This window comes from Geminicoccus harenae (assembly GCF_019800005.1).
GTDB lineage: Bacteria > Pseudomonadota > Alphaproteobacteria > Geminicoccales > Geminicoccaceae > Geminicoccus > Geminicoccus harenae.
Genome location: NZ_JABGCL010000209.1, coordinates 1 through 762, shown reverse-complemented (window position 1 = coordinate 762; position 762 = coordinate 1). Strand labels below are relative to the sequence as shown.

Genomic DNA, 762 nt, shown 5'->3' with positions numbered 1-762 from the left:
ATAAATGGATTTCTTAAGCTTGCACAACATGTGCTCTTGACCCTTTGCTATAAAACCTTCTGGTTGCATCATATAGATGCACTCGTCAAGATACCCATTAAGAAATGCTGTCTTGACGTCCATTTGCCAAATTTCATAATTGAAATGAGCTGCAATGGATAAAAGAATCCGAATAGACTTAAGCATGGCTACCGGCGAAAAAGTTTCCTCATAATTGATCCCTTCTTTCTGAGTAAACCCTTTTGCTACAAGCCTAGCTTTAAAGGTTTCAACCTTTCCGTCTGCTCCTTTCTTTTTCTTATAGATCCACTTGCATCCGATGGGTTTAATCCCTTCAGGTGGTTCTATAAGATCCCAGACCTGATTAGAGTACATGGACTCCATCTCAGATTTCATAGCCTTTTGCCAAAGATCCGCATCTTTATCTTCAAGTGCTTCATCATAGTTACAGGGATTAGTATCTAGCTCCTCAGGGATCCTGTCATATGACTCTCCCAAGAGCGTATACCGTAAAGGTCGACGAATAACCCTCCCACTACGACGAGACACTACCTGTGGCTGTGTATTATCAGTGATACGATGTGCAGATGTTGATTCTTGTGTACCACCATGGATATTTTGCTCTGGTTGTGGAACCGGCATGTTCATGGTAGGACCACAAGGTTCAATATCATCACGAGTCTCAACAATCCTCCCACTACGACGAGGCAATGGGATGTCAAGAACACTTTCATGTGGTGTTTCCTCTTGTACTGTAGGTAT

The 762-nt window shown here is 42.3% G+C and carries 1 protein-coding gene; it reads right to left on the bottom strand.

Translation table 11 applies throughout. The features are described from left to right. Positions 1–762: reverse transcriptase domain-containing protein (locus HLA95_RS30385; RefSeq protein ID WP_222185169.1), on the bottom strand; the 762-nt coding region annotated here is incomplete at both ends.